Source organism: Aeromicrobium sp. Root472D3, from assembly GCF_001426485.1.
Lineage (GTDB): Bacteria > Actinomycetota > Actinomycetes > Propionibacteriales > Nocardioidaceae > Aeromicrobium.
Window position 1 is genome coordinate 1,998,765 of record NZ_LMET01000001.1, and the last position, 26,403, is coordinate 2,025,167.

Annotated in this window: 28 protein-coding genes; 17 read left to right on the forward strand and 11 right to left on the reverse strand. The window is 71.9% G+C overall.

Annotated elements, in window-relative coordinates; all coding sequences use genetic code 11:
- Positions 1-54: 54 nt before the first annotated feature.
- The 6 genes from infB to ASD10_RS09845 all read left to right on the forward strand — a co-directional run bounded on the left by infB (position 55) and on the right by ASD10_RS09845 (position 6,819).
- The gene (gene infB, locus ASD10_RS09820; protein ID WP_056607755.1) at positions 55-2,856 is read left to right on the forward strand and encodes a translation initiation factor IF-2; all 2,802 of its coding nucleotides are present in this window, start codon (positions 55-57) and stop codon (positions 2,854-2,856) included.
- An 85-nt stretch (positions 2,857-2,941) separates the two neighbouring features.
- Positions 2,942-3,388, forward strand: a complete 447-nt coding sequence (gene rbfA, locus ASD10_RS09825) for a 30S ribosome-binding factor RbfA (protein WP_056607773.1) — start codon at positions 2,942-2,944, stop codon at positions 3,386-3,388.
- Complete coding sequence (gene truB / locus ASD10_RS09830) at positions 3,385-4,263, forward strand: tRNA pseudouridine(55) synthase TruB (protein WP_056607774.1); 879 nt, start codon at positions 3,385-3,387, stop codon at positions 4,261-4,263. The genes rbfA and truB overlap by 4 nt, the downstream gene beginning before the upstream one ends.
- A 9-nt stretch (positions 4,264-4,272) precedes the next feature.
- On the forward strand, positions 4,273-5,514 hold the full coding sequence (locus ASD10_RS09835) for a phosphatidylserine/phosphatidylglycerophosphate/cardiolipin synthase family protein (RefSeq protein ID WP_056607775.1): 1,242 nt from the start codon (positions 4,273-4,275) through the stop codon (positions 5,512-5,514).
- A 97-nt stretch (positions 5,515-5,611) separates the two neighbouring features.
- Positions 5,612-5,968, forward strand: coding sequence for a hypothetical protein (locus ASD10_RS09840; protein ID WP_056607776.1), 357 nt, complete (start codon positions 5,612-5,614; stop codon positions 5,966-5,968).
- Positions 5,968-6,819, forward strand: a complete 852-nt coding sequence (locus ASD10_RS09845; protein WP_056607778.1) for a serine/threonine-protein kinase — start codon at positions 5,968-5,970, stop codon at positions 6,817-6,819. Before ASD10_RS09840 ends, ASD10_RS09845 begins: the two co-directional genes overlap by 1 nt.
- A gap of 216 nt (positions 6,820-7,035) precedes the next feature.
- Here ASD10_RS09845 and ASD10_RS09850 read toward each other — a convergent pair whose 3' ends face one another.
- Genes ASD10_RS09850 through ASD10_RS09860 form a run of 3 tightly spaced genes read right to left on the reverse strand, consistent with a single transcriptional unit; the run spans position 7,036 to position 9,440 of the window.
- Positions 7,036-7,695 (reverse strand): response regulator transcription factor, encoded by a 660-nt coding sequence (locus ASD10_RS09850; protein WP_056607780.1) that lies wholly within the window; start codon positions 7,693-7,695, stop codon positions 7,036-7,038.
- Positions 7,692-9,104, reverse strand: a complete 1,413-nt coding sequence (locus tag ASD10_RS09855) for a cell wall metabolism sensor histidine kinase WalK (protein WP_200938213.1) — start codon at positions 9,102-9,104, stop codon at positions 7,692-7,694. The genes ASD10_RS09850 and ASD10_RS09855 overlap by 4 nt, the downstream gene beginning before the upstream one ends.
- Positions 9,105-9,122: 18 nt before the next feature.
- Positions 9,123-9,440 carry a hypothetical protein gene (locus tag ASD10_RS09860; RefSeq protein ID WP_056607787.1) on the reverse strand — a complete coding sequence of 106 codons (318 nt, stop codon included), beginning with the start codon at positions 9,438-9,440 and terminating at the stop codon, positions 9,123-9,125.
- Between the two features lie 45 nt (positions 9,441-9,485).
- Here ASD10_RS09860 and ASD10_RS09865 point away from each other — a divergent pair, with 45 nt between their 5' ends.
- Entirely contained in the window at positions 9,486-10,484 is a 999-nt protein-coding gene (locus ASD10_RS09865) for a bifunctional riboflavin kinase/FAD synthetase (RefSeq protein WP_082556130.1), read from the forward strand.
- Positions 10,485-10,504: 20 nt separating this feature from the next.
- On the opposite strand, the gene ASD10_RS09870 is transcribed toward ASD10_RS09865, so the two are convergent.
- Entirely contained in the window at positions 10,505-11,386 is an 882-nt protein-coding gene (locus ASD10_RS09870; protein ID WP_056607788.1) for an SGNH/GDSL hydrolase family protein, read from the reverse strand.
- Between the two features lie 220 nt (positions 11,387-11,606).
- On the opposite strand from ASD10_RS09870, the gene rpsO reads away from it, so the two are divergent.
- The 4 genes from rpsO to dapB all read left to right on the forward strand — a co-directional run bounded on the left by rpsO (position 11,607) and on the right by dapB (position 16,320).
- Positions 11,607-11,846, forward strand: a complete 240-nt coding sequence (gene rpsO / locus ASD10_RS09875; RefSeq protein ID WP_369797582.1) for a 30S ribosomal protein S15 — start codon at positions 11,607-11,609, stop codon at positions 11,844-11,846.
- Between the two features lie 233 nt (positions 11,847-12,079).
- A complete protein-coding gene (locus ASD10_RS09880; RefSeq protein WP_056607790.1) occupies positions 12,080-14,302 on the forward strand; it encodes a polyribonucleotide nucleotidyltransferase in 2,223 nt (740 codons plus the stop codon).
- A 69-nt stretch (positions 14,303-14,371) separates the two neighbouring features.
- Positions 14,372-15,571: a kynureninase gene (gene kynU, locus ASD10_RS09885; protein WP_056607791.1), complete on the forward strand. Its 1,200-nt coding sequence runs from the start codon at positions 14,372-14,374 to the stop codon at positions 15,569-15,571.
- Between the two features lie 5 nt (positions 15,572-15,576).
- A complete protein-coding gene (dapB, locus tag ASD10_RS09890) occupies positions 15,577-16,320 on the forward strand; it encodes a 4-hydroxy-tetrahydrodipicolinate reductase (RefSeq protein ID WP_056607792.1) in 744 nt (247 codons plus the stop codon).
- Positions 16,321-16,328: 8 nt separating this feature from the next.
- Here dapB and ASD10_RS09895 read toward each other — a convergent pair whose 3' ends face one another.
- The 5 genes from ASD10_RS09895 to ASD10_RS09915 form a co-directional block, all read right to left on the reverse strand.
- The gene (locus ASD10_RS09895; protein ID WP_082556292.1) at positions 16,329-16,634 is read right to left on the reverse strand and encodes an AzlD domain-containing protein; all 306 of its coding nucleotides are present in this window, start codon (positions 16,632-16,634) and stop codon (positions 16,329-16,331) included.
- Positions 16,631-17,302 (reverse strand): AzlC family ABC transporter permease, encoded by a 672-nt coding sequence (locus tag ASD10_RS09900; protein WP_056607794.1) that lies wholly within the window; start codon positions 17,300-17,302, stop codon positions 16,631-16,633. The genes ASD10_RS09895 and ASD10_RS09900 overlap by 4 nt, the downstream gene beginning before the upstream one ends.
- The gene (locus tag ASD10_RS09905) at positions 17,299-17,841 is read right to left on the reverse strand and encodes a GNAT family N-acetyltransferase (protein ID WP_056607796.1); all 543 of its coding nucleotides are present in this window, start codon (positions 17,839-17,841) and stop codon (positions 17,299-17,301) included. The genes ASD10_RS09900 and ASD10_RS09905 overlap by 4 nt, the downstream gene beginning before the upstream one ends.
- The gene (locus ASD10_RS09910; protein WP_162248840.1) at positions 17,838-18,479 is read right to left on the reverse strand and encodes an SPFH domain-containing protein; all 642 of its coding nucleotides are present in this window, start codon (positions 18,477-18,479) and stop codon (positions 17,838-17,840) included. The genes ASD10_RS09905 and ASD10_RS09910 overlap by 4 nt, the downstream gene beginning before the upstream one ends.
- A 256-nt stretch (positions 18,480-18,735) precedes the next feature.
- The gene (locus ASD10_RS09915) at positions 18,736-19,236 is read right to left on the reverse strand and encodes a hypothetical protein (protein WP_056607799.1); all 501 of its coding nucleotides are present in this window, start codon (positions 19,234-19,236) and stop codon (positions 18,736-18,738) included.
- Positions 19,237-19,288: 52 nt separating this feature from the next.
- Here ASD10_RS09915 and ASD10_RS09920 point away from each other — a divergent pair, with 52 nt between their 5' ends.
- Positions 19,289-20,083, forward strand: a complete 795-nt coding sequence (locus ASD10_RS09920; protein ID WP_056607801.1) for a thymidylate synthase — start codon at positions 19,289-19,291, stop codon at positions 20,081-20,083.
- Positions 20,080-20,553 (forward strand): dihydrofolate reductase, encoded by a 474-nt coding sequence (locus ASD10_RS09925; RefSeq protein ID WP_056607804.1) that lies wholly within the window; start codon positions 20,080-20,082, stop codon positions 20,551-20,553. Before ASD10_RS09920 ends, ASD10_RS09925 begins: the two co-directional genes overlap by 4 nt.
- Before the next feature lie 46 nt (positions 20,554-20,599).
- Here ASD10_RS09925 and ASD10_RS09930 read toward each other — a convergent pair whose 3' ends face one another.
- Positions 20,600-21,766 carry a mechanosensitive ion channel family protein gene (locus tag ASD10_RS09930; RefSeq protein WP_056607807.1) on the reverse strand — a complete coding sequence of 389 codons (1,167 nt, stop codon included), beginning with the start codon at positions 21,764-21,766 and terminating at the stop codon, positions 20,600-20,602.
- A gap of 127 nt (positions 21,767-21,893) precedes the next feature.
- Complete coding sequence (locus ASD10_RS09935) at positions 21,894-22,682, reverse strand: thioesterase family protein (RefSeq protein WP_056607809.1); 789 nt, start codon at positions 22,680-22,682, stop codon at positions 21,894-21,896.
- Positions 22,683-22,736: 54 nt separating this feature from the next.
- On the opposite strand from ASD10_RS09935, the gene dapA reads away from it, so the two are divergent.
- The 4 genes from dapA to ASD10_RS09955 are packed head-to-tail and all read left to right on the forward strand — an operon-like array spanning position 22,737 to position 26,252.
- Positions 22,737-23,654 carry a 4-hydroxy-tetrahydrodipicolinate synthase gene (dapA, locus tag ASD10_RS09940; RefSeq protein WP_056607811.1) on the forward strand — a complete coding sequence of 306 codons (918 nt, stop codon included), beginning with the start codon at positions 22,737-22,739 and terminating at the stop codon, positions 23,652-23,654.
- A 20-nt stretch (positions 23,655-23,674) separates the two neighbouring features.
- Positions 23,675-25,354: a ribonuclease J gene (locus ASD10_RS09945; RefSeq protein WP_056607813.1), complete on the forward strand. Its 1,680-nt coding sequence runs from the start codon at positions 23,675-23,677 to the stop codon at positions 25,352-25,354.
- Between the two features lie 27 nt (positions 25,355-25,381).
- Positions 25,382-26,005, forward strand: a complete 624-nt coding sequence (locus tag ASD10_RS09950) for a molybdenum cofactor guanylyltransferase (protein WP_056607815.1) — start codon at positions 25,382-25,384, stop codon at positions 26,003-26,005.
- Entirely contained in the window at positions 25,998-26,252 is a 255-nt protein-coding gene (locus ASD10_RS09955) for a DUF6457 domain-containing protein (protein WP_056607817.1), read from the forward strand. Before ASD10_RS09950 ends, ASD10_RS09955 begins: the two co-directional genes overlap by 8 nt.
- The last annotated feature ends 151 nt before the right edge of the window (positions 26,253-26,403 follow it).

The following is a 26,403-nucleotide window of genomic DNA, read 5'->3' on the forward strand; positions in this document are numbered from 1 at the left end:
CGTCAACTAGTGGTCTGATCCTCCTTCGGGGTCGGACCCCCCTGAAGGAGAAAAGTGGCTGTCAGAGTCCACGAGCTCGCACGCGAGTTCGGCGTCGAGAGCAAGGTCGTCCTGTCCACCCTGAAAGACATGGGTGAGTACGTGAAGTCGGCCTCCTCGACCGTAGAAGCCCCCGTCGTCCGGCGCCTCAACGAGGAGCACGGCGACGCCCTGCGCGCGCAGGGCGCCAAGAAGTCCGGCGGCAAGAAGGCCGCCGCACCCCAGCCGTCCGCCCCGGCCGCCGCAGCACCCGCTGCTCCGGCCGCCGACGCCCCGGCGCCCGCGGCACCCCCCGCCGCGGCCACGCCCGCCCCGGCGGCGCCCGCGCGCACCCCCGGGCCTGTGCCCGGACCGCGCAAGGTCGTCCCCGATCCCGAGCCGGCGCCCGTCAAGGAGGCCCCGGCTCCTGCCGCCGAGGCTCCTGCCGCGGCGACGCCCGCGGCCCCCGCCGCCAGGGCGACCCCCGGCCCCACGCCCGGACCCCGTCCGGCCGCGCCGGGGGGTGCCCGTCCCGGCAACAACCCGTTCTCGTCGACGCAGGGCATGCAGCGCAACACGCCGCGTCCGCCCGCCGCTCGTGAGGGCGGCGGCACCGGCGCCGCACCCACCCCGGGCGCCGGTGGCGGCGGCATGCCGCGTCCGAACCCGGCCATGATGCCGCGCCAGTCGGGTCTTCCGGGCCCGTCGGCCGGTCGCGGCGGCCCCGGAGGCCGTCCCGGCGGCGCTCCCGGTCGTCCCGGCGGCGGTGCTCCCGGTCGTCCCGGTGGCGGTGGCGGCGGCTTCGCCGGTCGCCCCGGCGGCGGTGGCGGAGCCCCCGGCCGTCCCGGTGGCGGCGGCTTCAGCGGTCCTCCCCGCACGGGTGGTCCCGCGGGTCGCAACACCCGTGGTGGCACGCAGGGCGCGTTCGGTCGCGCCGGCGGCCCCGTGCGTCGTGGACGCAAGAGCAAGCGCGCGAAGCGTCAGGAATTCGACCAGATGCAGGCGCCCGCGATCGGCGGCGTCCGCGTCCGCAAGGGCAACGGCGAGACCGTCCGCCTGACGCGCGGCTCGTCGCTGGCCGACTTCGCCGACAAGATCGGCGCGGACTCCGCGTCGCTCGTCGAGGTGCTGTTCCACCTCGGCGAGGTCGTCACGGCCACGCAGTCGGCCAACGACGAGACGCTGCTGCTGCTCGGCGAGGAGCTCAACTACACCGTCGAGGTCATCTCGCCCGAGGACGAGGACCGTGAGCTGCTCGAGTCGTTCGACATCGAGTTCGGCGAGGACGAGGGCAGCGAGGACGACCTCATCGCCCGTCCGCCCGTCGTCACGGTCATGGGTCACGTCGACCACGGAAAGACCAAGCTCCTCGACGCGCTGCGCAGCAGCAACGTCGTCGACAAGGAGGCCGGCGGCATCACCCAGACGATCGGCGCCTACCAGGTCTCGACCGAGGTCGACGGCACCGAGCGTCGCATCACCCTGATCGACACCCCCGGTCACGAGGCGTTCACCGCCATGCGTGCCCGTGGTGCCCAGGCGACCGACATCGCGATCCTCGTGGTCGCGGCCGACGACGGCGTCATGCCGCAGACGGTCGAGGCGCTCAACCACGCCAAGGCCGCGGGCGTCCCGATCGTCGTCGCGGTCAACAAGGTCGACAAGCCCGACGCCGACCCGACCAAGGCACGGGGCCAGCTCACCGAGTACGGCCTGGTGCCCGAGGAGTACGGCGGCGACACGATGTTCGTCGACGTCTCGGCCAAGGCCGGACTCGGCCTGGACGACCTCCTCGAGGCCATCGTCCTGACCGCCGACGCGTCGCTCGACCTGCGGGCCAACCCCACGCAGAACGCCGAGGGTCTCGTCATCGAGGCGCACCTCGACCGCGGTCGAGGCCCCGTCGCGACGGTGCTGGTGCACCGTGGAACCCTCAAGGTCGGCGACTCGATCGTCGCCGGACCGGCCTTCGGTCGTGTCCGCGCGATGCTCGACGAGCACGGCAACAACATCGAGGAGGCGACCCCGTCGCGTCCCGCCCTGGTGCTCGGCCTCACCGCCGTGCCCGGTGCCGGTGACAACTTCATGGTCGTGTCCGACGACCGGCTGGCGCGTCAGATCGCCGAGAAGCGCGAGGCGCGCGAGCGCAACGCCCTCCTGGCCCAGCGCACCGGCCGCCGCACCCTCGAGGACTTCATGTCGTCGATGGAGAAGGGCGAGACCGACGAGCTGCTGCTCATCCTGAAGGGCGACGGATCGGGCTCGGTCGAGGCGCTCGAGGACGCACTGGCCCAGATCGACGTCGGCGACGAGGTCGCGCTGCGGGTCATCGACCGCGGTGTCGGTGCGATCACCGAGACCAACGTCATGCTGGCCGCGGCGTCCAACGCCGTGATCATCGGCTTCAACGTCCGCCCGCAGGGCAAGGCGACGGAGCTGGCCGACCGCGAGGGTGTCGAGATCAAGTACTACTCGGTCATCTACAACGCGATCGAGGAGATCGAGGCGTCCCTCAAGGGTCTGCTCAAGCCGGAGTTCGAGGAGGCGCAGCTCGGTACCGCCGAGATCCGCGACATCTTCCGCTCCAGCAAGATCGGCAACATCGCCGGTTGCATGGTCACCAGCGGCACGATCAAGCGCAATGCGAAGGCCCGACTGCTCCGCGACGGCTCCGTCGTCTCGGACAACCTCGACTTCAGCAGCCTGCGTCGCGAGAAGGACGATGTGTCCGAGGTGCGTGAAGGCTTCGAGTGCGGTCTCGTGCTCCGTGGCTACAACGACATCAAGATCGGCGACATCGTCGAGACGTTCGAGCTGCGCGAGAAGCCTCGCGCGTAGTCAGCACCGCCCAGGACGTCATACCGGGCGTGGCCCCCGTGCCACGCCCGGTATGACGTCCGACTGATTCCGGGAGAGACAGAACATGGCAGGACCCCGCAACGCCAAGGTCGGCGACCGCATCAAGGTCATCGTGGCCCAGATGCTCGAGCGTCGCGTCAAGGACCCTCGACTGGGCTTCGTGACGATCACGGACGTCCGCATGACCGGAGACGGTCAGCAGGCGTCGGTGTTCTACACCGTGATGGGCGACGAGCGTCAGCGCGACGACACCGCCGCGGCCCTGCGCAGCGCCACGGGCCTCATCCGGTCCGAGGTCGGCAAGCAGCTCGGCACCCGCATCACCCCCTCGATCACGTTCTTCCTCGACTCGGTCCCCGAGACCGCCAAGGAGATCGAGGAGCTCCTCGCGAAGGTCAAGGCCTCCGACGACGAGGTGCTGTCGCGCACCGCCGGGGCGCAGTACGCCGGCGACGCCGACCCGTACAAGAAGCCCGTCACCGTCACCGACACCGACGAGGACGACGAGTGACGGGAGTCGGATCGGGTCTGGTCATCGTCGACAAGCCGGCGGGCTGGACGTCGCACGACGTCGTCGGTCGCATGCGCCGTCTGGCGCAGACCAAGAAGGTCGGCCACGCGGGCACGCTCGACCCCATGGCCACGGGCGTGCTCGTGCTCGGCGTCAACCGGGCCACGCGCCTGCTGGGCTACCTGACGCACGCCGACAAGGAGTACGTCGCCACGATCCGCCTCGGTCAGTCGACCGTCACCGACGACGCCGAGGGCGAGCTGACGGCGTCGACGTCGGCGGCCCACCTCGACAAGCAGGCCGTCCGGTCGGTGCTGCCGGCGTACACCGGTGACATCCAGCAGGTGCCCTCGTCGGTCTCGGCGATCAAGGTCGACGGCGTGCGCTCGTACGCCAAGGTGCGGGCCGGCGAGGAGGTCGCGCTGAAGGCGCGGCCCGTCACGGTGTCGACGTTCGACCTCGACGCCGTCCGGGCCGAGGGCGAGGTGCTGGACGTCGACGTCCGCGTCGTCTGCTCCAGCGGTACCTACATCCGCGCCCTGGCCCGCGACGTCGGCAACGACCTCGGCGTCGGGGGACACCTGACGATGCTGCGTCGTACCCGTGTCGGCGGGTTCCCGCTGCGGCTGGCCCGCACGCTCGAGGAGCTCGAGAACGAGCTGCACGTCATCGGCCTCGACGACGTCGCACGCGCGAGCTTCGACTCGTACGACCTGCCGGAGCGCGAGGCCAACGACGTCCGGTACGGGCGTGCCCTGACCGGCATCGACCTCGGCGCGCCCCGTGCGGTCGCGATGTTCGACCCCGCAGGCGAGTTCCTGGCGCTGTACGAGCAGCGGGGCGGTGTGGCCAAGCCCGTCGCGGTGTTCGTCTAGGGTCGACCCATGTCACTGCGAGACTCGACCCGCCGCCTCGTCCGCCAGGGTCTGCTCGCGGTGCTGGCCGCCCAGGTGGCCGCCGTCGCGTCGCTGATGGGGGCAGACCGCCTCCGCCGGCTCCTGCGCGGTCGCAGGATCCCCGAGCTCGAGCCGTCCCAGCCCGTGTCGCACCGCATCGGCGACGGCAGCACCGCCACGACGTACACGTACGGCGAGGTGCTGTTCGACGACATGCTCGCCGCGATCGAGGGCGCGTCCCGGCGCATCCTGCTCGAGACGTACATCCTCAAGGGCGACGACATGGGGCGGCGCTTCAAGCGGGCGCTGATCGACGCCGCCGAGCGCGGCGTCGAGGTCTACGTCGTGTACGACCAGTTCGCCAACCTCGTGGTCAAGCCGAGCTTCCTGACGTTCCCCGAGCCCGTTCAGGTGCTGCGGTACCCGCTGATCTCGTCGTGGAAGCTGCTGAGCCCCCGGCACCTCGGCCGTGACCACCGCAAGATCCTCGTCGTCGACGACGCCGTCGCGTACGTCGGCGGCTACAACATCGGCTCGACGTACGCGACGGAGTGGCGCGACACCCACCTGCGGATCGAGGGGCCCGCGGTGTGGGACCTCGACAACGCGTTCGTCGACTTCTGGAACACCCACCCGCGGCGGACGACCGACCGTCTCCCGCAGATGCCGGCGGCCAGCTGGCGTCCCGAGATCCGCGCGCACCGCAACGTGCCGAGACAGCTGATGTACCCGATCCGCGGCATGTACCTCGAGGCGATCGACCGCGCGCACGTCAGCATCAGCATCACGGCGGCCTACTTCATCCCCGACCGCGACATCCTCGACGCCCTGCTCGACGCCCGACGCCGCGGGGTGCAGGTGCGGATCATCGTGCCGAAGGTCTCCAACCACGTCGTGACCGACTGGCTGTCGCGCGGCTTCTACGGACAGCTGCTGCGCGCCGGCGTCGAGATCCACCGCTACGCCGATCACATGGTGCACGCCAAGACCGCGACGATCGACGGCGAGTGGACGACGATCGGCACCGCGAACATCGACCGCCTGAGCCTGCTCGGCAACTACGAGATCAACCTCGAGATCCTCGACCGGGGCCTGGCCGAGGGCATGGAGAAGGTCTTCGCCGACGACTGCGCGAAGTGCGAGCGGCTGAGCCTCGACGAGTGGATGGAGCGACCGGTCCTGGCGCGCGTCTACGAGGCCATCCTCAAGCCCCTGGGCCCTCTGCTCTGACCTCTCGCGCATGAGAGGTGTCTCATGCGCGGCTCACGCGGGCCTCACCCCCCGCGACGAGTCTTGCCCCTGTCAGCACACCGACAGAGGAGACACCATGAACACCTTCATCCGCGCCGGCATCGTCACGGTCGCCGCCACGGTGGGGCTCGGCACCGCCGGCTTCGCCGTCGCCACCGCCAGCACGTCGTCCGACACGCCGGAGCCCGTCGTCGTCAAGCGGGAGGACACCTCGACGTCCTGGACGCAGTCGACCGATCTCGACGACGACGTGCGCGACGACGTCGACGACGACTCGCCGACCGTCGACACGGCCGGCACCGTCGCGACGAGGAACACGACGGTCACGAAGAACACGGCCCCGACCCAGGACCAGCCGACCCAGAACACCGTCAAGACGGTCAAGACCGCGCCGACGAAGAACACCGCGCCGACCGCGAACACCGCCGGCTGATGTCCGACACCTGGGACCTGGCCGGGGGCGACGCGATCGCCCCCGGCCTGACGGCCGTCCGGCCGGTCGGCGGCGGTGACGTGTTCGAGGCGTGGTCGGCCTTCGACGAGCGGCTGCACGCGCCGGTCGTGGTCAAGATCGTGCGGCCGGGCCACGTCGACGTCGAGAGCTCGCGGGCCGGCCTGCTGCGCGAGGTCGAGATGCTGTCGCGGCTGAACCACCCCGGCGTGGTCCGGCTCTTCGCCTACGACGACGAGGGGCCCCGCCCGTACCTCGTGCTCGAGAACGTCGACGGCCCGAACCTGTCGTCGCTGATCTCGCGGCACGGTCACCTGCCGCTGCACCAGCTGCTGCCGCTGGGCCTCGAGCTCGCCTCGGCCCTGCACTACCTGCGGCACGAGGGCGTGTGCCACCTCGACGTCAAGCCCAGCAACGTCATCATGGGCGCTCCTGCGAAGCTCATCGACCTCAGCGTCGCGATGGACGTCGCCGACGCCCGGGCCCTCGACCACCCCGTCGGCAGCGACGAGTACATGGCGCCCGAGCAGTGCGAGCCGGGGGAGCGGGGTGCCGTCGACCACGCGAGCGACGTGTGGGGGTTCGGCGCGACGATGTTCCGCGCGGCCGCCGGCCACCGTGCCTTCGACCGCGAGCCCCGCTGGCAGCAGCTGACGCACGGGCCCGCCGCGCTGCCGCACTTCGTCCCGCACGAGCTCGGCGACCTGATCACGTCCTGCCTGGCCCCCGACCCGGCCGACCGGCCCCTGCCGTCCGAGATCGCCCTCGCGATCGAGCCGATGATGGACCGCCTGCCCACGGCCCGGCTCTCGGGCTTCAAGATCTCCCTCTGAGTCGTCCGTCCCAGCCGGCGCTGCGGAGCAGGCGGGTGAGCTGGTCGGCGACCCGCGCCTGCTCGTGACGGGTCGAGCACGACGTGAACGCGACGAGTCGCGGGCCGGTGATGACGACCTCGTTGCACACCACGCTGTGGACACGACGGACCCTGAGACAAGAGGGTCGCCCTGGCGACCCGAATGCCTCAGGCTTCGTCACGCCCCGGGCGAGGGTCAGTCGACGCGGTAGCCGAGGCCGCGGACGGTCGTGACGAGCTCGGCGCCGAGCTTGCGGCGCAGGTAGCCCACGTAGACGTCGACGACGTTCGAGCCCGGGTCGAAGTCGTAGCCCCACACCTGCGACAGCAGCTGCTCGCGCGACAGCACGAGCCCGCGGTTGCGCAGCAGCACCTCGGCCAGGGCCAGCTCGCGCGCCGACAGGTCGACCTCGCGCTCTCCGACGAAGGCGCGTCGACGGCGCAGGTCCAGACGCACCGGCCCGACCACGAGCTCGTCGTCCGGCGGTGCCTCGCCCGGCGAGCGCAGCCGCAGCCGCACGCGGGCCAGCAGCTCGCCGAAGCGGAACGGCTTCGACATGTAGTCGGCGGCACCGCCCTCCAGCGCCGCGATCGTGTCGGTGACCGAGTCGCGCGCCGTCAGCACGATGACCGGCAGGGCGGGCCGCTCCGCCGTCACGCGCTCGAGGATCGTGAACCCGTCCATGCCCGGCAGCCCGATGTCGAGCACCATCAGGTCGAACTCGCCGGTCAGCGCGTAGTCGAGCCCCGTCACGCCGTCCGAGACGACCGTCGGGGTGAAGCCCTCGGCCTTCAGGCCCTTGGCCACGAACGACGAGATGCGGTCCTCGTCCTCGACGATGAGGATGCGGTTCACGGGGTGGCTCCTGTCGGGATGCGGATGCGGAACGTGGCGCCGGGCGACGCGGCGCGGTCGGACGGGGCGTCGAGGACGACGTCGCCGTGATGGGCCTCGGCGATCGCGCTGACGATCGACAGCCCGAGGCCGAACCCGTCGTCGGAGTCGTCGCCGCGGGAGAACCGGTCGAAGATGTCGACCGCGATCGCGGGGTCGACCCCCGTGCCGGTGTCGCGGACCCACAGCTCGACGCGCCCCTCGTGCAGCCGTGAGCCGATGCCGATCTCGTCGCCGGGCGACGTGTGGCGGGCCGCGTTGGCCGACAGCTGCAGCAGCGCCTGGGTGACGCGCTGGCCGTCGAGCGGCGCGGACGTGCGGGCGACGGCGTCGAGCACCCACCGGCGGTCGGCGAGGGCACGCGCGCGGTCGATCGCACCGTGGGTCAGCGACTCGACGTCGGCGGCGTGCGGGCGGACGAAGTCGGGCCGGCGTGCCTTCGCCAGCATCAGCAGGTCGTCGACCAGCCGGGCCATGCGGTCGATCTCGTCGAGCAGCAGCTCACGGGTCGCCGCGACGTCGTCGGGGTCGTCGAGGTCGAGCACCTCGAGGTGGCCGCGCAGCACCGTCAGCGGGGTGCGCAGCTCGTGCCCCGCGTCGTCCAGGAGCTGTCGCTGCGTCACGAAGGACGACTCGAGGCGGTCGAGCATGTCGTTGAACGTCCGCTGGAGGTCGGAGAGGTCGTCATGACCCGTGACCTCGAGCCGTCCGCCGAGGTCGCCGTCGCTGATGCCCTGGGCCGTCTCGCGCAGCCGGCGCACCGGACGCAGCAGGCGGCCGGCGCTCCACGAGGCGAGCCCGGCGATCAGCACGACCGACAGCGCCGCCAGCAGCGCGTACGTCGTCATGAGCTCGTGCAGGTCGTCGCGGCTGCCGCCGACATCGTGGACGACCACGAACGCGGCGCGCTGGGAGCCGGCGGTCACGGGGAGCACGGCGACGCGGTACTCACGACCCGCGAGGTCGAGCGTGCGTGACCCGCCGGACGTCGACAGGTCGGCCACCAAAGCGGGGAACTCGGACGACTGCTGCAGCGTGGGGTTCGGGTCGCCCTGGTAGGTCGGCGTGCCGACGCTGGGGAACGCGAACAGCTGCTCGTTCGCGTCGGGCAGGTTGCGCTCGAGGAAGACCTCGAGGAGCCGGTCGGCCGACGCGAACGGCTCGCGCGTCTGCGGGTCGACCTCGTTCTGCTGCAGGGCCCGGAACTCGCCGAGCTCCTGGCTCAGGCTCGACTCGATGGAGCGGTCGATGCGGCTCGACTCGATCGCGTAGAGCGTGAGGCCGACGGCCACGAGCGCGAGTGTCGTCAGCAGCGCGATCGTGCCGGTGAGGCGCTGCCGCACCGACAGGCGCGAGAGGGGTGAGGTCACGTACATCGAGGTCAGTCGTCAGTCGTCGTCGTCGAGGTCGTCGCGGTCGTCCGGGTCGTCGTCATCGTCGTCGTAGTCTCGCGGAGACGGCACGGTGCGGTCGAACCGGTCGTCGTCGTCATCGTCGTCGTCCGCGGGCGCCGGAGCCGGCGCCGGCGCGGGCGACGACCCCGGGGACGGGTCGGGCGCCGGGGTGGCGGTCGGCGTGATGACGACGGGGGTCGTGTCCTGCGGCTCGGGGTCGGCCCCGGCCGCGATCCGGGCGACGACGACGATCGCGAGCGCGACCGCGACGACCGCGATCACGATCGTGACGACACGGCGTGGCTCGAGCATGCTCCCAGCCTGCCCGACGCGGTCCCGCGGATCGATGAGGAGGCGATGAGAGACTTCTTAGGTTCGGCCCGCCACGGCACGGCCGCCGTCGTGTGGCACAGTTTTCCCGTGACGATCTGGCGCGACTTCCCCGGGGCATCGACCGTCGCACGCGTCGAGCCCGCCGCCGTGACGGTCGGAAACTTCGACGGCGTCCACCGCGGCCACCAGCACGTCATCGAGCGCACGCGCGAGCTCTCGCGGGGTCTGCCGGTCATCGCCGTGACGTTCGAGCCCCACCCGCTGGCCGTCGTCGCGCCCGACCACGCGCCCAAGCGGCTCGCGACGACCGAGCGCCGCGTCGAGCTGCTGCACGCCGCCGGGGCCGACGAGATCCGCATCCTCGACTTCACCCGGGCGATGGCGGCGTGGACGCCGCAGGAGTTCGTCGACCGCGTGCTGCGCGACGAGCTGCGCGCCTCGCTCGTCGCGGTCGGCGAGAACTTCCGCTTCGGCCACCGCGCCCAGGGCGACACGACGTTCCTGCGCCGGGCGGGCGAGCAGGCCGGCTTCACGGTCGACGCCCTCGACCTCGACGGCGGCACCGAGCCGTACTCATCGACGCTGGTGCGGGCTCACGTCGCCGCCGGCCGGATGCGCGAGGCGGCCGACGTCCTGGGCCGTCCGCACGAGGTCTCCGGCATCGTCCGCAAGGGCGACCAGCGCGGACGCGACCTGGGGTATCCCACGGCCAACGTGCCGGTCGACGAGGCGTACGCCGTGCCGCCCGACGGCGTGTACGCCGGATGGCTGGTGCGCGACGGTGGCACCGGCGAGCGGCTGCCGGCCGCGATCTCGGTCGGCACGAACCCGACGTTCGACGGCGTCGAGCGGAGGGTCGAGTCGTACGTCCTCGACCGCACCGACCTCGACCTGTACGGCGAGGCGATCCGCGTCGAGTTCGTCGACCTGCTGCGCGGCATGGAGAAGTTCGACGGCATCGACGACCTGATCGTGCAGATGGCCGACGACGTCGTGCGCACCCGCTCGGCCCTCGGCCTGTAGCCGCCCCGGGGCGACGCGGGTCAGCGCACCGCCGCGGCCACCAGGTCGGCCACGGCCGTCATGCCGCGGGCGGTGGGGTGGAACACGATGCCGTCGCCGGCCTTCGGCGACACGCCGTTGGTCCAGGCCTCGTCGCCGGCGCACGCGTCGTGACCCTCGGACGGCCCCCGCAGCGACACGTAGGCGACGCCCGCCTGCTCGGCGGCCCTCGCCAGCGCGGCGTCGAGCGCGGTCTCGGCCGTGACGACCGAGGTGACGTCGCCCGCGACGATGCCGGCGGCCTCGCACGTGCCGGAGGCCGGCATGATCCGCGGGTAGCCCACCAGGACGACCCGGGCGCCGGGCGCGGTCGTGCCGGCCTTCTCGAGCAGGGACACGAGGTCTCCGGTCGTCCGCTCGAGGATCGCCGGCGCCTCGTCGTCGACGTAGGAGCTGCACTGCTGGGCGCTGACGGTGCACGCCTGGATCAGCGACAGGAAGAGCCCGCCGTCGTTGCCGCCGGCGCTGACGGTCACGAGGCCGGCGTCGGCCGGGACGGTGCCGGAGCCGAGCGTCGTCGACAGGTCGGCCGTCGTCGCCCCCGAGCAGCTGAGGTCGGTCAGGGTCAGGTCGAGCGAGGCGGCCAGGCGTGTGGGCCAGTTGGCCGACGACCGGCCGCACAGCCCGGCGTTGGCCTGCTCCGGCGCGATGCCGGGACCGGCGGTGTAGGAGTCGCCCAGCGCGACGTACGTCGAGGCGTCGGCCGACGAGGGCACCGGGGCCGTGGGGGAGGACGTCGCGGGGCTCGGCCCGGCGGCGTCGGACGACCCGCCCGCGCTGCACCCCGCCACGAGGACGAGGAGTGCGGACAGTGCCGTGACGGCGGAGCCGATCGTGCCAAGTCGTCGCGGCGGTGTGTGCATGCAGCGAGGCTAGCGACCGCTGCCACGCGGCGGGGACGTGCCGCGCGGCGATTGGCCCTGGGAACACCGCCGCTGATAGTCTGGTCGCTGCCGTGTGATCGGCCACGGATCGATAGTGCCCCGGTGGATGTGCCCGGGCGCGCCGTGCAACGGAACCTCAAGGAGAAACGTGTCGAAGAAGACTGCTGCGCCCACAGTTGCGGGCGTCGCCAAGGAAGACATCATCAAGCAGTACGCGCTCAGCGACGGCGACACCGGATCCCCCGAGGTCCAGATCGCCCTGCTCACCGCGCGCATCGCGCACCTGACGGGTCACCTGCAGGAGCACAAGCACGACCACCACAGCCGTCGTGGCCTGCTGCTGCTGGTCGGACAGCGTCGTCGCCTGCTCAACTACCTGCAGAACAACGACATCGAGCGCTACCGCGGGCTCATCGAGCGTCTCGGTCTGCGCCGCTAGCACCCCCGGAGGCGGTCACTTCTTCGAAGTGGCCGCCTCTTGCACAACTCCACAGCACCACCCCGAAACACTCCAGACGAGAGCCGCGGCACGCGCGCTCGGTCCTCGGTAGTGGCCGTCGGGACGCTCGCAGCACGTGGGCTCCCCGCAGGCCTCGATCGAAGACCGGCATGGTTCACCGCCGTTCGGCGCTCGTCCCAACAGGCAGGCTCCCGCCTGCGGAAGGGACTTCCATGTCCGAACTCCACTCCGTCGAGACAGTCATCGACAACGGTGCCTTCGGCACCCGCAGCATCCGCTTCGAGACGGGCGTCCTCGCCCAGCAGGCCGCCGGCTCGGTGTCGGCGTTCCTCGACGACGACACGATGCTGCTGTCGGCCACGACGGCCGGCAAGCACCCCAAGGACCACTTCGACTTCTTCCCCCTGACGATCGACGTCGAGGAGCGGATGTACGCCGCCGGTCGCATCCCGGGCTCGTTCTTCCGTCGCGAGGGCCGTCCCTCCGAGGACGCGATCCTCACGTGCCGCCTGATCGACCGCCCCCTGCGCCCGACCTTCAAGAAGGGTCTGCGCAACGAGGTCCAGGTCGTCATCACGGTCCTGGCGCTCAACCCCGACACCCCGTACGACGTCCTCGCGATCAACGCCGCCTCGGCGTCCACCCAGATCTCGGGCCTGCCGTTCACCGGCCCGGTCGGCGCCACGCGCGTCGCCCTGATCGACGGCCAGTGGGTCGGCTTCCCGACGCACAGCCAGCTCGAGAACGCGGTGTTCGACATGGTCGTCGCCGGCCGCATCACCGCCGACGGCGACGTCGCGATCATGATGGTCGAGGCCGAGAGCACCGAGGTCACGTGGGACCTCGTCCAGAGCGGCGTCCAGGCGCCGACCGAGGAGATCGTCGCGGGTGGCCTCGAGGCCGCCAAGGCGTTCATCAAGCAGCTGTGCGCGGCGCAGATCGAGCTCGCGTCGACCGCCGCCAAGCCGGTCCGCGACTTCCCGATCTTCCTCGACTACGAGGACGACGCGTTCGAGGCCGTCGAGGCCATCGCGAAGGCCCCGCTCGCCGAGGCCGCGACGATCCTGCACAAGGCCGAGCGCGAGGACCGCGAGGCCGAGATCAAGGCCGACGTCATCGACCAGCTCGGCGAGAAGTTCGCCGGACGCGAGAAGGAGCTCGGCGCCGCCGTCCGCTCCGTCCTCAAGTCGGTCATCCGCGAGCGCGTCCTGCGCGACAAGGTCCGCATCGACGGCCGTGGCCTCGAGGACATCCGTGCCCTCAGCGCCGAGGTCGGCATCGTCCCCCGCGTGCACGGCTCGGCGCTGTTCCAGCGCGGCGAGACCCAGATCATGGGCATCACGACGCTGAACATGCTGGGCCTGGAGCAGAAGCTCGACACCCTCTCGCCCGAGACGTCGCGCCGCTACATGCACAACTACAACTTCCCGCCCTACTCGACCGGTGAGACCGGCCGGGTCGGTTCGCCGAAGCGTCGCGAGATCGGTCACGGCGCCCTCGCGGGCCGTGCGCTGCTGCCCGTGCTGCCGACGCGCGAGGAGTTCCCCTACGCGATCCGTCAGGTCTCCGAGGCGCTGAGCTCGAACGGCTCGACGTCGATGGGCTCGGTCTGCGCGTCGACGCTGGGCCTGCTCAACGCTGGCGTCCCGCTGCGCGCGCCGGTCGCCGGCATCGCGATGGGTCTGATCTCCGGTGAGGTCGACGGCCAGCAGACGTTCGTGACGCTGACCGACATCCTCGGAGCCGAGGACGCCTTCGGCGACATGGACTTCAAGGTCGCCGGAACGCGCGAGTTCGTCACGGCCCTGCAGCTCGACACCAAGCTCGACGGCATCCCCGCCGACGTGCTGGCCGGTGCCCTGCAGCAGGCCTACGGCGCCCGCGTCGCGATCCTCGACGTCATGGCCGAGGCCATCGACGAGCCCGACGAGATGAGCCCCTACGCGCCGCGGATCATCACGATCAAGATCCCCGTCGACAAGATCGGCGAGGTCATCGGCCCCAAGGGCAAGATCATCAACCAGATCCAGGACGAGACGGGCGCCAACATCTCGCTCGAGGACGACGGCACGGTCTACGTCGGTGCCGAGAACGGCGAGGCCGCCGAGGCCGCGCGCGACGCGATCAACGCGATCGCCAACCCGACGATGCCCGAGGTCGGCGAGCGCTACCTCGGCACCGTCGTCAAGACGGTCGACTTCGGCGCGTTCGTGTCGCTGGCGCCGGGCCGTGACGGACTGCTGCACATCAGCAAGCTGCGCGACCTCAACGGTGGCCAGCGCGTCAACAACGTCGAGGACGTCGTCAAGGTCGGCCAGAAGATCCAGGTCGAGATCGCCGAGCTCGGCGACCGCGGCAAGCTCTCGCTGATCCCGGTCATCGAGAAGTCGGACGAGCCCGAGGCCGTTGCGGCCGAGGAGCCGGCCGACGCCTGATCGTCGCTCCAGAAGGGCCCCGCTGCCACGGCAGCGGGGCCCTTCTGCGTCCCATGACAGGATCGGCGCATGACGACGCCCCCCGACGAGCTCGACGCCGCCGACCCGCTCGCCCCGTTCCGTGACCGCTTCGTGATCGACGACGACCTCGTCGCCTACCTCGACGGCAACTCGCTGGGACGCCTGCCGCGGGCGACGCTCGACCGGCTGGCCGCGTTCGTGCGTGAGGAGTGGGGTGGGCGACTGATCCGCGGGTGGTCCGAGGGGTGGGTCGACCTGCCGGTCGAGGTGGGCGACGAGCTCGGCGCGGCCCTCCTCGGTGCCGCGGCGGGCCAGACCGTCGTGGCCGACTCGACGTCGGTGTGCATCTACAAGCTGCTGCACGCCGCGGTCGGCCTGCGTCCGGGGCGCGACCAGATCGTGATCGACGCGACGAACTTCCCGACCGACCGCTACCTCGTCGAGTCCGTCGCCTCGGCACGCGGCATGGAGGTGCGGTGGCTCGAGCCCGACCTCGTCGAGAACGTCACGGCCGACGTGCTCGCGGCGGCGCTCGGCGACCGCACCGCGGTGGTGCTGCTCAGCCACGTCGACTACCGGTCCGGCACGCTGCTCGACCTGCCGGGGCTGACGCGGCAGGTGCACGGGGCCGGGGCGGTCGTGATCTGGGACCTGTGCCACTCGGCGGGCGCCGTGCCGATCGACCTGGACGCGGCCGAGGTCGACCTCGCCGTCGGCTGCACCTACAAGTACGTCAACGCCGGCCCGGGCGCGCCGGCGTACGTCTACGTCGCGCAGCGCCACCTGGCCGACGCCGCCCAGCCCATCGCGGGGTGGTGGAGCGCCGCCGACCTGTTCGCGATGTCCGACACCTACGAGCCGTCGGGCTCGGTGCGCCGGATGCTCAGCGGCACGCCGCCGGTCGCCGGCATCCTCGCCGTGCAGGAGGGGGTGCGGCTCATCGCCGAGGCAGGGGTCGACGCCGTCCGCACCAAGTCCGAGCAGCTGACGGCGTACGCCGTCGAGCTCGTCGACGAGCTGGGGCTCGAGGTCGTCACGCCGCGCGACCCGGCGCGGCGGGGGAGCCACGTGACGGTGCGCCACCCCGACGCCCGCGCGGTGACCGAGCGCCTCGTCGAGCGAGGCGTCGTGCCCGACTTCCGCGAGCCCGACCTCATCCGCCTGGGCCTGTCTCCGCTGACGACGTCGTACGCCGAGGTGGCCGCGGCGGCGCGCATCCTGGGCGAGGTGACCGCGCCGATAGGCTGAGCGGCATGACACGGGTCGCAGTGCTGGGCGCCAAGGGGCGCATGGGGTCGGAGTCGGTGCGGGCCATCGGTGCCGCCGACGGGCTCGAGGTCGTCGCCGAGATCGACCAGGGCGACCCGCTCGACCTCATCACGTCGTCGGGCGCCGACGTCGCGCTCGACTTCACGCAGCCGGCGGCCGCGCTCGACAACGTCACGTGGTGCGTCGAGCACGGCGTGCACGTCGTCGTCGGGACCTCCGGCTTCGACGACGAGCGCATCGCGGCGGTGCGGTCGTTGCTGGGCGAGGCGCCGACGACCGGCGCCCTGATCGTCCCGAACTTCTCGATCGGCGCGATCCTGATGATGCGGTTCGCCGAGACGGCGGCGCCGTTCTTCGAGTCGATCGAGGTCATCGAGATGCACCACCCCGACAAGATCGACGCCCCCTCCGGCACGGCCGTGCGCACCGCCGAGGTCATGGCGGCGGCCCGGGCGGCTGCCGGTTCCGCGCCACTGCCCGACGCGACGACGTCCGACCCCGACGGGGCCAGGGGCGCGCGGGTGTCCGGCATCCCCGTGCACGCGGTGCGTGCGCGCGGGTTCGTCGCGTCGCAGGAGGTGCTGTTCGGCGGCGTCGGCGAGACGTTCTCGATCCGGCACGACTCGCACGACCGCGGCTCGTTCATGCCGGGCGTCGTGGCCGCGGTGGCCGGCGTCGCGGAGCGTCCGGGCGTGACGGTGGGTCTCGACGCCGTCCTCGGCCTCTGATCCCTCGGTCAGAGCTGGCGGACGAGCGCGGCGACCAGCGCCGCCGCGACGACCATCGGCAGGAACGGCACCCGCAGGGCCAGCAGCAGGGCCGCGACGCCCAGGGCCAGCAGGCGGGCGTCGACCTGCACCGACGACCCGTCGGCGAGCACCTGCACCGCGATCAGCGCCCCGAGCAGCCCGGCGGGGATGAGCTCGACGGCCCGGACGGTCAGCGGGTGCTGCAGCACGGTCGGCGGCACCGACAGCCCGGCGTACTTCAGCGCGAAGCACCCGACCACCATGATCGCGATGCCCGCCCAGACGGTCGTCACGCGGCCGCCCTCGGCCGCCACAGCAGCCCGAGCAGCACCGCGACGCCACCCCCGAGGACGATCGGCAGCCCTGCGCTCGTGACGGGCACGAGCCCGAGCGCGACAGCGGCACCCACGAACGCCACGAGGCGTCCGGTCCACGACGACAGGCGGGGCCACAGCAGCCCGAGGAACGCGGCCCCCACCGCCGCGTCGAGGCCGTACGTGCGGGGGTCGCCGATCGCGTCGCCGGCGAGGGCACCCGCGAACGTCGTGGCGTTCCAGAGCACGAAGATCGAGATGCCGGTCCAGTAGAAGCCGAGTCGCGCCTGTCGCCGGGTCTCGCGCGTCACGCCCATCGCGGTCGACTCGTCGATCACGAAGTGCGCCGAGGCGAGCCGAGCACGCGGGTCGAGGTCGAGCCGCGGGGCCATGCTGACGCCGTAGAACAGGTTGCGGCTGCCCAGCAGCACCGCGGTCAGCGCGCCCGTCAGCGGGTTGCCGCCCGACGCGACGATGCCGACGAACGCGAACTGCGACGCCCCCGTGAACACCAGCAGCGAGATCAGGCACGTCTGCAGCACCGACAGTCCCGACGCCGTCGAGATCGCCCCGAACGAGACGCCGTACGCACCCGTCGCGAGGCCGACGCCGAGGGAGTCGACGACGATGCTGCGATCGGTCGTCATGCCAGGCTGGTGTGCAGCCGCACCTGCTTGATCGTCGCCCCGGTCGCGGAGCCGAGCTCGCGGTGGGCCCCGTCGGCCGCCCACCCCGACTCGGTCACGAAGGCCCGCAGCGCGTCGTCGGCGGCATTGACCCACCACACGGCGCGGGTGAACCGGTCGGCAGCCAGCGTGTCCATCGCGGCCTGCAGCAGGCGTGAGCCGTGCCCGGCCCGCTGGTGCCCGGCGTCGACGACGAACTCGCCGACCTCGCCGTCGGCCACGCGGTCGCTGTCGGGGTCGAACGAGGGGTGCACCAGCGCGAACCCACGGACGTCCGCGCGCTCGAGCGCCACCAGCACGCGCAGGCGGGCGTCCTGCGGCGTCGTGATGGTCGAGATCCACCGCTCGGTCAGCGCGGCCGGGTCGAGTGCGTCGAGCTCGGCCGCGGGGATCAGGTGCGCGTAGCTCGTGCGCCAGGACGCGAGCTGCACGCGCACGATCGCGGCGGCGTCGTCGGGCCACGCCAGGCGGGCGCTGACGTCGGCGGTGGGGCCGCTCACGACGTCGTCCGATCGGCCGGACGCTCGACGACGACGGTGCCGCCGTGGCGCGCGGCCGTCTCGACCAGGCGGATCGAGGCGAGGAGCGGGTGGTCCTCGAGGACCTTCGCGCCGTTGGCGAGGGCGCGGGTGACGGCGACCTCGCCGCGGGCGCGCTCGAGGCCGATCTGGGCCTGCTGGCGCGCCGTGACGAGCTCCTCGGCGGCCCGCCGGATCTCGGCGGGCACGATCACGTCGCGCACCGCGAAGTCGGTGACGGCGTAGCCGGTGGCGGCCGCGGCGGCGGCGACGGCAGGGGGCACGGTCTCGACGACGATCCCGGTCAGCACCTGCTCGAGCGTGTGCTGGCGCACCGTGTCGCGCAGCCACGCCTTGACCGCGTCGTAGACGACCGCGTGGGGGTCGACGGCGTGCTCGACGTGCGCGACGGGGTCGACGACGGCGACGAGCGCGTTCGCGCCGACCTTGACGCTGATGCCGTCGGAGGTGGGGGTCTCCTGGGGGCGCACGTCGAAGACCTGCACCCGCGTGTCGACCCGGGTGAACGTGTGGCCCGTCGTCCAGAACCGGTACCGGCCCGGCTCGAGGACGTCGACGAGTGCGCCGTGCCGGTGGTGGACGACTCGTTCGTGCGTCATGACGGTGACCATGGGGGACTCTCCTCGATCGGGTCCGGCCGCAGGTCGGTCACGTCCGGCGGGCGGGGGACCCGGAGTCCCGCAGAGCCCGGCACACGCTGCCCCGAGGGGCCGACCGACCCACGACCGGTTGCATGTTCCATTCCACAGATGGTTCCTCGGGGGTACGACGCGTGGACCGTCCGGCTACCGCGTTGGGCCCACTGATCCCCGAGGGCATCAGTCTGTCACGGCGGACGGTCGACGTCCGGCCCGGTCAGACCTCGAGGAAGCTCTCGACCAGGCGCGACTCGGCGCCCTGCGAGTCGAGCATCGCCGCGGACAGCGACGTGTTGCGCGGGCTCGGCCAGACCTCCCAGGTCAGGACGAGCATGCCCGGGAAGCCCGCGACGACGATCGGCCAGCCGCCGTGGTCGGTCACGAACGAGACGACGACCGCGACCAGCAGGGGCGTCTCGGCGTAGATCAGCTTGCGGACCGTCTGGGCCGCGAAGATGCCGACGGCCTCGCGCTGCGTGTCGGCAGGGTCGCCGGCGGCGGGCAGCGGCGAGGCGCTGAGCCACACCCGCTCGGCCAGGAAGGCGCCGGCGGCGACGAGGGCGAGCAGGACGACGGTCAGCCAGATCGGCGGGAACGGCTGGTCGGTCGCACCGAGCATGAAGAACAGGAGCACCAGGAACACACCGGTGAGGACGATCTGGAGGAGGGCGAAGCTGCGGACCTCCCGCGGGGTCGCGTCGTACTCAACACTCGGCATGGACCGAGTTTGGCATACCGTCGGCACGCTCCCGGATTGATAGGGTGACGACATGCGGGCCTACCTCGATCTCGTCCAGCGCATCCTCGACGAAGGGGTCGCCAAGGGCGATCGCACCGGCACCGGCACGCGCAGCGTCTTCGGCCACCAGATGCGGTTCGACCTGTCGCAGGGCTTTCCGCTCGTGACGACCAAGAAGGTGCACGTCCGGTCGGTCGTCGCCGAGCTGCTGTGGTTCATCAAGGGCGACACCAACACCGCCTACCTGCGCGAGCACGGCGTCACGATCTGGGACGAGTGGGCCGACGGCAACGGCGACCTCGGGCCCGTCTACGGCTACCAGTGGCGCACGTGGCCGACGCCCGACGGCGAGCACGTCGACCAGCTGGCCCGGGTCATCGACGACATCAGGGCCAACCCCGACTCGCGACGCCACGTCGTCAGCGCGTGGAACGTGGCCGACCTCGACGCGATGGCGCTCATGCCGTGCCACGCGTTCTTCCAGTTCTACGTCGCCGACGGCAGGCTGTCGTGCCAGATGTACCAGAGGTCGGCCGACGTCTTCCTCGGCGTGCCGTTCAACATCGCCTCCTACGCGCTCCTGACGCACATGGTCGCGCAGGTCACGGGGCTCGAGGTCGGCGACTTCGTCCACACGCTCGGCGACGCGCACCTCTACGTCAACCACCTCGACCAGGCCCGCGAGCAGCTGACCCGCGAGCCGCGCGCCCTGCCCGAGCTGTGGCTCGACCCCGCGATCACCTCGATCGACGACTTCACGCTCGACTCGATCAAGGTCACCGGCTACGACCCGCACCCGGCGATCAAGGCCCCCATCGCGGTATGAGCGTCACGATCGTCGTCGCGATCGGCGACAACGGCGTCATCGGCCGCGACGGCGCGCTCCCGTGGCCGCCGACGGGCGACCTGTCGCACTTCAAGGCGCTGACGATGGGCCACCCGATGGTCATGGGGCGGGCGACGTTCGAGTCGATCGGACGGCCGCTGCCCGGGCGCACCTCGATCGTCCTGACCCGCGACGCCGGGTGGTCGGCCGGGGGTGTCGAGGTGGCGCACGACCTGGAGTCCGCGCTCGCCGCGGCAGCGACGCTGGACGACGAGGTGTTCCTGATCGGAGGGGCCCAGGTCTACGCCGCGGCGCTCGCGGCCGGCTCGGTCGACCGGATGGTCGTCACCCGGGTGCACCAGTCGCCGGACGGTGACGCCTGGTTCCCGGACGTCGACTGGTCGCGCTGGCCCGAGACGTCCCGCGAGGCCCACGACGGATTCGACATCGTCACCCACGACCGCACCTGAGCGGTGTCGTGCGACCCCGCTCCTCCGAGTCCTGGGACCAGCCCGCTCAGCCCGCGCGCTCGGTCGGGGCGTCGGTGACGGGGGTCTGGGTCGTCAGGCGGGCGGCGCGCTCGTCGGCGTCGTCGTCGCCCGAGTAGAGGCCGCTCGGCTCGACCGTGCTGCCGCGGCGGGGCGGAACCCGCTCGACGGTCTCGACGCGGTGGCGGGGGAGGCCGCCCTCGTTCGACGACTGCAGCCAGTCGATCATCCGCTCGCGGACGTGGCAGCGCAGGTCGAACAGCGTCGGGGCGTCGCGGGCCGTCACGAGGATACGGACGTGGACGAACCCGCCGACCGCGTCGGTCACCTGCAGCACCTTGACGCGTCCGTCCCACAGGTCGGTGAGCGGCAGGATGCGGTCGAGCTCGGCGCGCATCCCGTCGGGACTGACCCGCCAGTCGAGGTCGAACTCGACCGCGCCCAGCAGCTCGGAGTGGTTGCGCGTCCAGTTCTGGAACGGGGTCGTCGTGAAGTACGTCGACGGCAGCACCATGCGGCGGTCGTCCCACAGCCGCACCACCACGTAGCTCAGCGTGATCTCCTCGACCCAGCCCCACTCGCCCTCGACGATCACGGCGTCGTCGTACCGGATCGAGTCGCTGAACGCGATCTGGATGCCGGCGATGACGTTGCCGAGCGTCGACTGCGCCGCGAGGGCCGCCACGATGCTGATGACGCCGGCCGAGGCCAGCACGCTCGCGCCGATCGCCCCGGCCCCCGGGAAGCTCAGCAGGATCGCCCCGATCGCCAGCACGACCACGACCATCAGGGTCAGCCGGCGGATGACCAGCACCTGGGTGCGGGCGCGGCGGGCGTTGCGGTTGTCGGCGACGTCGATGCGGTAGCGCCGCAGGCTGAGGTCCTCGACGAACAACGCGATCGAGGCCACGAGCCACGCGACTGCCACGATCGTCGCGATGCGGCACACCAGGTTCAACGGCTCCCACGCCTCGTTGGTCGGTCCTCCGGGCAGCGTCGACCTGATCGACACCCACACCGCGACGACGAGCAGCAGCGCCCGGACGGGCAGGCGGGCGGAGTGGTGCAGCGCCGCGGCCGACGACGAGCGTCGCGCCGCCAGCCGGATCAGCAGCGCCAGCACGCCCAGCAGCACCGCCGCGACGACGACCGCGCCGCCCAGGGTCAGCAGGAAGTCGGTCCAGGAATCGGTCATCCGTCCACTCTGGCAACCCGGGCCCCCGGGACAAACCTCTGAGGACGTGAGTCGAGTCTCGTTCGCCCGGGAGCACCAGCAACGAGGCGGACGTCGGTGACCGGGGAACGGGGGGGGGCGGAGCCTGCTACAGCAGGATGCCGAGCTGTCGGCTCTGCGCGACGAGGTGGCCGTCCTCGTCCCACAGCTCGCAGTCCTCCTCGTGGAAGCCGTTGACGACGTGGCGCGTCGACAGCCTCGTCGCGATCCACCCGGGGCGCGGCAGGCGGTGCAGGTGCACCGTGAGCTGCACGGTCATGGACTGCTGGTGCCCCTCGCCGAGCTCGAGCACGGGGGGAGCGAACGAGTCGCACAGCAGCGCGAGCGCCGGGAAGTCGATCTCGCGGCCGCCCTGCAGGCGCTGCCACAGGTCGATCGACGGGTCGCCGCTGGGTGCGCCGGCCGCCCACCCGGGCATCGACGCGAGCCGGTAGTCGACGCGGCCGAACAGGCCGTCGGCCGGCATGCCGTGGTCGAGCGGGTCGGCGCAGCGGTCGGGCGCCGGGAGGGCGGGGGGCGCGCCGAGCTCGGACGACGGCCCGTCGCCGCGCGGACCGAAGCTCGCGGTCATCGTGGCGACCTGCCGCTCGCCCTGCCACAGCGAGGCGCTGCCGGTCTGGACGCGACGCCCCATGCGGACCGTGGCGGTGCGCAGCTCGGCCGGCCCGGCGACGGGCGGCGACACGTACGTGACGGCCGCGACCATCGGGTCGTCGGCGCCCATCTCGTCGCGCAGGCCGCGCAGCATCGTCGCGAGGATGTAGCCGCCGTTGGGCGTGCCGAGGGGCGTGTGCCAGCGATCGGTCAGCTCGACGTCGCGCACGCCGTCGCCGCGCGGGACCGACGTCGTGTCGGCGTCGTAGATGTCTGGGGCCATGCCGCCATCCTGCCGGTAGCGGGGGACAGGTCGCCAAGCGGTAGCCTCGTGGGTATGACGTCGCCCCTCGCTTCCGACGCCGCGCCCTTCGGGCGCGTGCTGACGGCCATGGTCACGCCGTTCACCCGCGAGGGCGGGCTCGACCTGGACGCGGCCCAGAAGGTGGCCTCCTACCTGGTCGACCAGGGCAACGACGGTCTCGTCGTCAGCGGCACGACGGGCGAGTCGCCCACCACGACGGTGGCCGAGGACGGACGTCTGCTGGCGGCCGTGCTCGAGGCCGTCGGCGACCGCGCCACCGTCATCGGCGGGGTCGGCACCAACGACACGCGCCACTCCGTCGAGCTGGCCCAGCAGGCCAAGAAGCTCGGCGCCCACGGCCTGCTGATCGTCACGCCGTACTACAGCAAGCCCCCGCAGGCGGGTCTGCTCGCGCACTTCACCGACGTCGCGCGAGCCGGCGACGACACCCCCGTGATGCTCTACGACATCCCGGGCCGCAGCAGCATCACGATCGCCGACGAGACCTACCTCGCGATGGCCGACGACCCCCTGATCGTCGCGATGAAGGACGCCACGGGCGACCTCGACCGCGGCGTGTGGCTCATGAACGAGACCGGCATCGCCATCTACTCCGGCGACGACCCGGCCAACCTCGCCTGGCTCGCCCTCGGTGCCGCCGGCATCGTCAGCGTGGTCAGCCACGCCGCCAGCCGCCAGTACGCCGACATGGTCGCCGCGGTCGACGCCGGCGACCTGCCGGCCGCCCGCGCGATCAACATCAGACTTCAGCCCGCCGTCCGGGCGTTGATGAACCACACGCAAGGTGCGATCACGGCCAAGGCTGCCCTGCAGCTGCTCGGCGTGCTCGACCACCGCACGATGCGTGCCCCCCTGCCGGCCGCGACCGAGGAAGAGGTCGCGATCGTTCGCGACGGTCTCGTCGCTGCCGGCCTCCTCCAGCACCACTGACTCGAAAGCTGAACATCTCGATGAGCCACATGCACCTGGAGCTCAATGCTCCGCCCGCACTGCCCGAAGGCGGTCTCCGCGTCATCCCCCTGGGAGGACTCGGCGAGATCGGCCGCAACATGACGTCGTTCGAGTACGGCGGCAAGATCGTCATCGTCGACTGCGGCGTCCTCTTCCCGGAGGAGACCCAGCCCGGCGTCGACCTGATCCTGCCCGACTTCGGACCCATCCGCGACCGGCTCAAGGACGTCGTCGGCATCGTGCTGACGCACGGCCACGAGGACCACATCGGCGGCGTCCCGTACCTGCTGCGCGAGCGGGGCAACATCCCCGTCATCGGCTCCAAGCTGACGCTGGCGTTCCTCGACCCCAAGCTCAAGGAGCACAAGCTCAAGGACGCCCCCAAGTACGAGGTCTCCGAGGGCGACATCATGGACCTCGGGCCGTTCGAGCTCGAGTTCGTCGCGGTCAACCACTCGATCCCCGACGCCCTGGCGGTCGCGATCAAGACCCCCGCCGGCGTCGCGCTGCACACCGGCGACTTCAAGATGGACCAGCTGCCGCTCGACGGCCGCATCACCGACCTGCGGGCGTTCGCCCGTCTCGGCGAGGAGGGGGTCGACCTCTTCCTGACCGACTCGACCAACGCCGAGGTGCCGGGCTTCACGACGTCCGAGCGCAACATCACGCCGGCGATCGACGCGGTCTTCCAGAACAGCACGGGCCGCATCATCGTCGCGTCGTTCGCCTCGCACATCCACCGCGTCCAGCAGGTCATCGACGCCGCCGCCAAGCACGGTCGCAAGGTCGCGTACGTCGGACGCTCGATGGTCCGCAACATGCAGATCGCCCGCGAGCTCGGCTACCTGCACGTCCCCGACGGCGTCGTGGTCGACAAGATCGACGCCGCACCGCCGAACAAGATGGTGCTGATGTCGACCGGCTCGCAGGGCGAGCCGATGGCGGCGCTGTCGCGCATGGCCAACAACAGCCACCAGCAGGTCAGCCTCGAGCCCGGCGACACCGTGCTGATGGCGTCGTCGCTGATCCCCGGCAACGAGAACGCGATCTACCGCGTCATCGACGGCCTCACCAAGCTTGGCGCCAACGTCGTCCACAAGGGCAACGCCCTGGTGCACGTGTCGGGCCACGCCTCGGCCGGCGAGCTGCTCTACTGCTACAACATCGTGCAGCCCACCAACGTGCTGCCGGTGCACGGCGAGATCCGCCACCTGCACGCCAACGCCAAGCTCGCGACCAAGACGGGCGTCCCCAACGTCCTGCTGGCCGAGGACGGCTACGTCATCGACCTGGTCGACGGCCACGCGTCCATCACGGGTGCGGTCGACGTCGGCTACGTGTACGTCGACGGCTCGTCGGTCGGCGACCTGACCGACTCCGAGCTCAAGGACCGTCGCGTGCTGGCCGAGGAGGGCTTCGTCTCGGTCGTCGTCGTCATCGACTCGGCCACCGGCAAGATCCTGACGGGCCCCGAGATCCACGCCCGCGGCATCGCCGAGGACGACTCGGCGTTCGACGAGATCGTGCCGAAGATCGTCGCGGCCCTCGAGGAGGCGCTTTCGGACGGCACGCGCGACAATCGCCAGCTGCAGCAGGTCATCCGCCGCGTGCTGGGCTCGTTCGTCGGACGTCGCCTGCGTCGCCGCCCGATGATCCTGCCCGTCGTCGTCGAGGCGTAGGCCACCGGTCCGCCGGTCCGTCCCCTCATGGACACCGCTCCCCGCGCGTACGACGCGATCGTGCTCGCGGGGGGACGTTCGGCCCGCATGGGCGACGTCGACAAGCTGCAGGTCGTGGTCGACGGTGCGACGCTCCTGACGCACGCCCTCGCGGCGGTGGCCGACGCCCGCCGCGTCGTCGTGGTCGCGCCCGACGGCACGGCCGGGCTGCCGCCCGGGGTCGACCGCGTGCAGGAGGAGCCGCCGTTCTCCGGCCCGGCCGCCGCGATGGGGGCGGGCCTCACGGCCCTGCGGCGCCACGGCGACGCCGCCGACCACGTGGTGGTGGTCGCGGCCGACGTCCCGCGCATCGGCGACGTCGTCGACGCGCTGCTGGCGGGGCTCGCGGCCCATCCCGGACGTGACGGCGTCGTGGCGTCGGGGGTCGACGGACGCCGCCAGCCCCTGCTGGCGGCCCACCGCGTCGCACCGCTGCGCGCCGCGCTCGACGCGCACGCGCCCCTCGCGCACCTGTCGGCGACCCGCGTGACGAGCGGTCTCGACCTGGCCGAGATCGACCTGGCCGAGGTCGCCGACGACGTCGACACCCCCGACGACCTCGACCGGCTCGCCCGCCGGGGCGACCACGACGAAGGAGACCACGATGGATGAGTCCGCCCTCGCCGCATGGGCCGCGGGCCTCGCGGCCGACCTCGGCGTCGACCAGGTGCTCGACGTCGACGCCGTCCTCGACCTGGCGTCCGACGCGGCCCACGGCGTCGTGCGGCCCGCCGCGCCCCTGACGACCTACCTGGTCGGCCTCGCGATCGGCCGCGCCGGGGGAGACCCGGACCGGGTCGCCGAGGTGCTCGAGCACGTCCGCGCCGCGATCGAGGCCTGGGACGCGCCCGATCCCTGACGGCGACGCGCCGCCAGGTTGTTACCCCGACGGTTCTCACAGTGGCGCCCCCGCGACCGTGCGCGAACTGTTACGCGTCGCTGACGTCGTGACACGTCCGGTCGAAACACGCGCTCCCTAGGTTCGGTCGCACGAGATCCGGCACGCCGCC

Excerpts from the sequence above, each read along its gene's own strand:
- ASD10_RS09840 (WP_056607776.1), top strand. The coding sequence starts at position 5,612 with ATGAACACCTTCATCCGCGCCGGCATCGTCACGGTCGCCGCCACGGTG.
- dapA (WP_056607811.1), top strand. The coding sequence starts at position 22,737 with ATGACGTCGCCCCTCGCTTCCGACGCCGCGCCCTTCGGGCGCGTGCTG.
- ASD10_RS09845 (WP_056607778.1), top strand. The coding sequence starts at position 5,968 with ATGTCCGACACCTGGGACCTGGCCGGGGGCGACGCGATCGCCCCCGGC.
- ASD10_RS09930 (WP_056607807.1), bottom strand. The coding sequence starts at position 21,766 with ATGACCGATTCCTGGACCGACTTCCTGCTGACCCTGGGCGGCGCGGTC.
- ASD10_RS09900 (WP_056607794.1), bottom strand. The coding sequence starts at position 17,302 with ATGACGACCGATCGCAGCATCGTCGTCGACTCCCTCGGCGTCGGCCTC.
- ASD10_RS09955 (WP_056607817.1), top strand. The coding sequence starts at position 25,998 with ATGGATGAGTCCGCCCTCGCCGCATGGGCCGCGGGCCTCGCGGCCGAC.
- ASD10_RS09950 (WP_056607815.1), top strand. The coding sequence starts at position 25,382 with ATGGACACCGCTCCCCGCGCGTACGACGCGATCGTGCTCGCGGGGGGA.
- ASD10_RS09910 (WP_162248840.1), bottom strand. The coding sequence starts at position 18,479 with ATGACGCACGAACGAGTCGTCCACCACCGGCACGGCGCACTCGTCGAC.
- ASD10_RS09920 (WP_056607801.1), top strand. The coding sequence starts at position 19,289 with ATGCGGGCCTACCTCGATCTCGTCCAGCGCATCCTCGACGAAGGGGTC.
- ASD10_RS09860 (WP_056607787.1), bottom strand. The coding sequence starts at position 9,440 with ATGCTCGAGCCACGCCGTGTCGTCACGATCGTGATCGCGGTCGTCGCG.
- ASD10_RS09870 (WP_056607788.1), bottom strand. The coding sequence starts at position 11,386 with ATGCACACACCGCCGCGACGACTTGGCACGATCGGCTCCGCCGTCACG.
- rbfA (WP_056607773.1), top strand. The coding sequence starts at position 2,942 with ATGGCAGGACCCCGCAACGCCAAGGTCGGCGACCGCATCAAGGTCATC.
- ASD10_RS09865 (WP_082556130.1), top strand. The coding sequence starts at position 9,486 with ATGAGAGACTTCTTAGGTTCGGCCCGCCACGGCACGGCCGCCGTCGTG.
- dapB (WP_056607792.1), top strand. The coding sequence starts at position 15,577 with ATGACACGGGTCGCAGTGCTGGGCGCCAAGGGGCGCATGGGGTCGGAG.
- kynU (WP_056607791.1), top strand. The coding sequence starts at position 14,372 with ATGACGACGCCCCCCGACGAGCTCGACGCCGCCGACCCGCTCGCCCCG.
- ASD10_RS09880 (WP_056607790.1), top strand. The coding sequence starts at position 12,080 with ATGTCCGAACTCCACTCCGTCGAGACAGTCATCGACAACGGTGCCTTC.
- ASD10_RS09915 (WP_056607799.1), bottom strand. The coding sequence starts at position 19,236 with ATGCCGAGTGTTGAGTACGACGCGACCCCGCGGGAGGTCCGCAGCTTC.
- ASD10_RS09945 (WP_056607813.1), top strand. The coding sequence starts at position 23,675 with ATGAGCCACATGCACCTGGAGCTCAATGCTCCGCCCGCACTGCCCGAA.
- ASD10_RS09925 (WP_056607804.1), top strand. The coding sequence starts at position 20,080 with ATGAGCGTCACGATCGTCGTCGCGATCGGCGACAACGGCGTCATCGGC.
- ASD10_RS09935 (WP_056607809.1), bottom strand. The coding sequence starts at position 22,682 with ATGGCCCCAGACATCTACGACGCCGACACGACGTCGGTCCCGCGCGGC.
- ASD10_RS09835 (WP_056607775.1), top strand. The coding sequence starts at position 4,273 with ATGTCACTGCGAGACTCGACCCGCCGCCTCGTCCGCCAGGGTCTGCTC.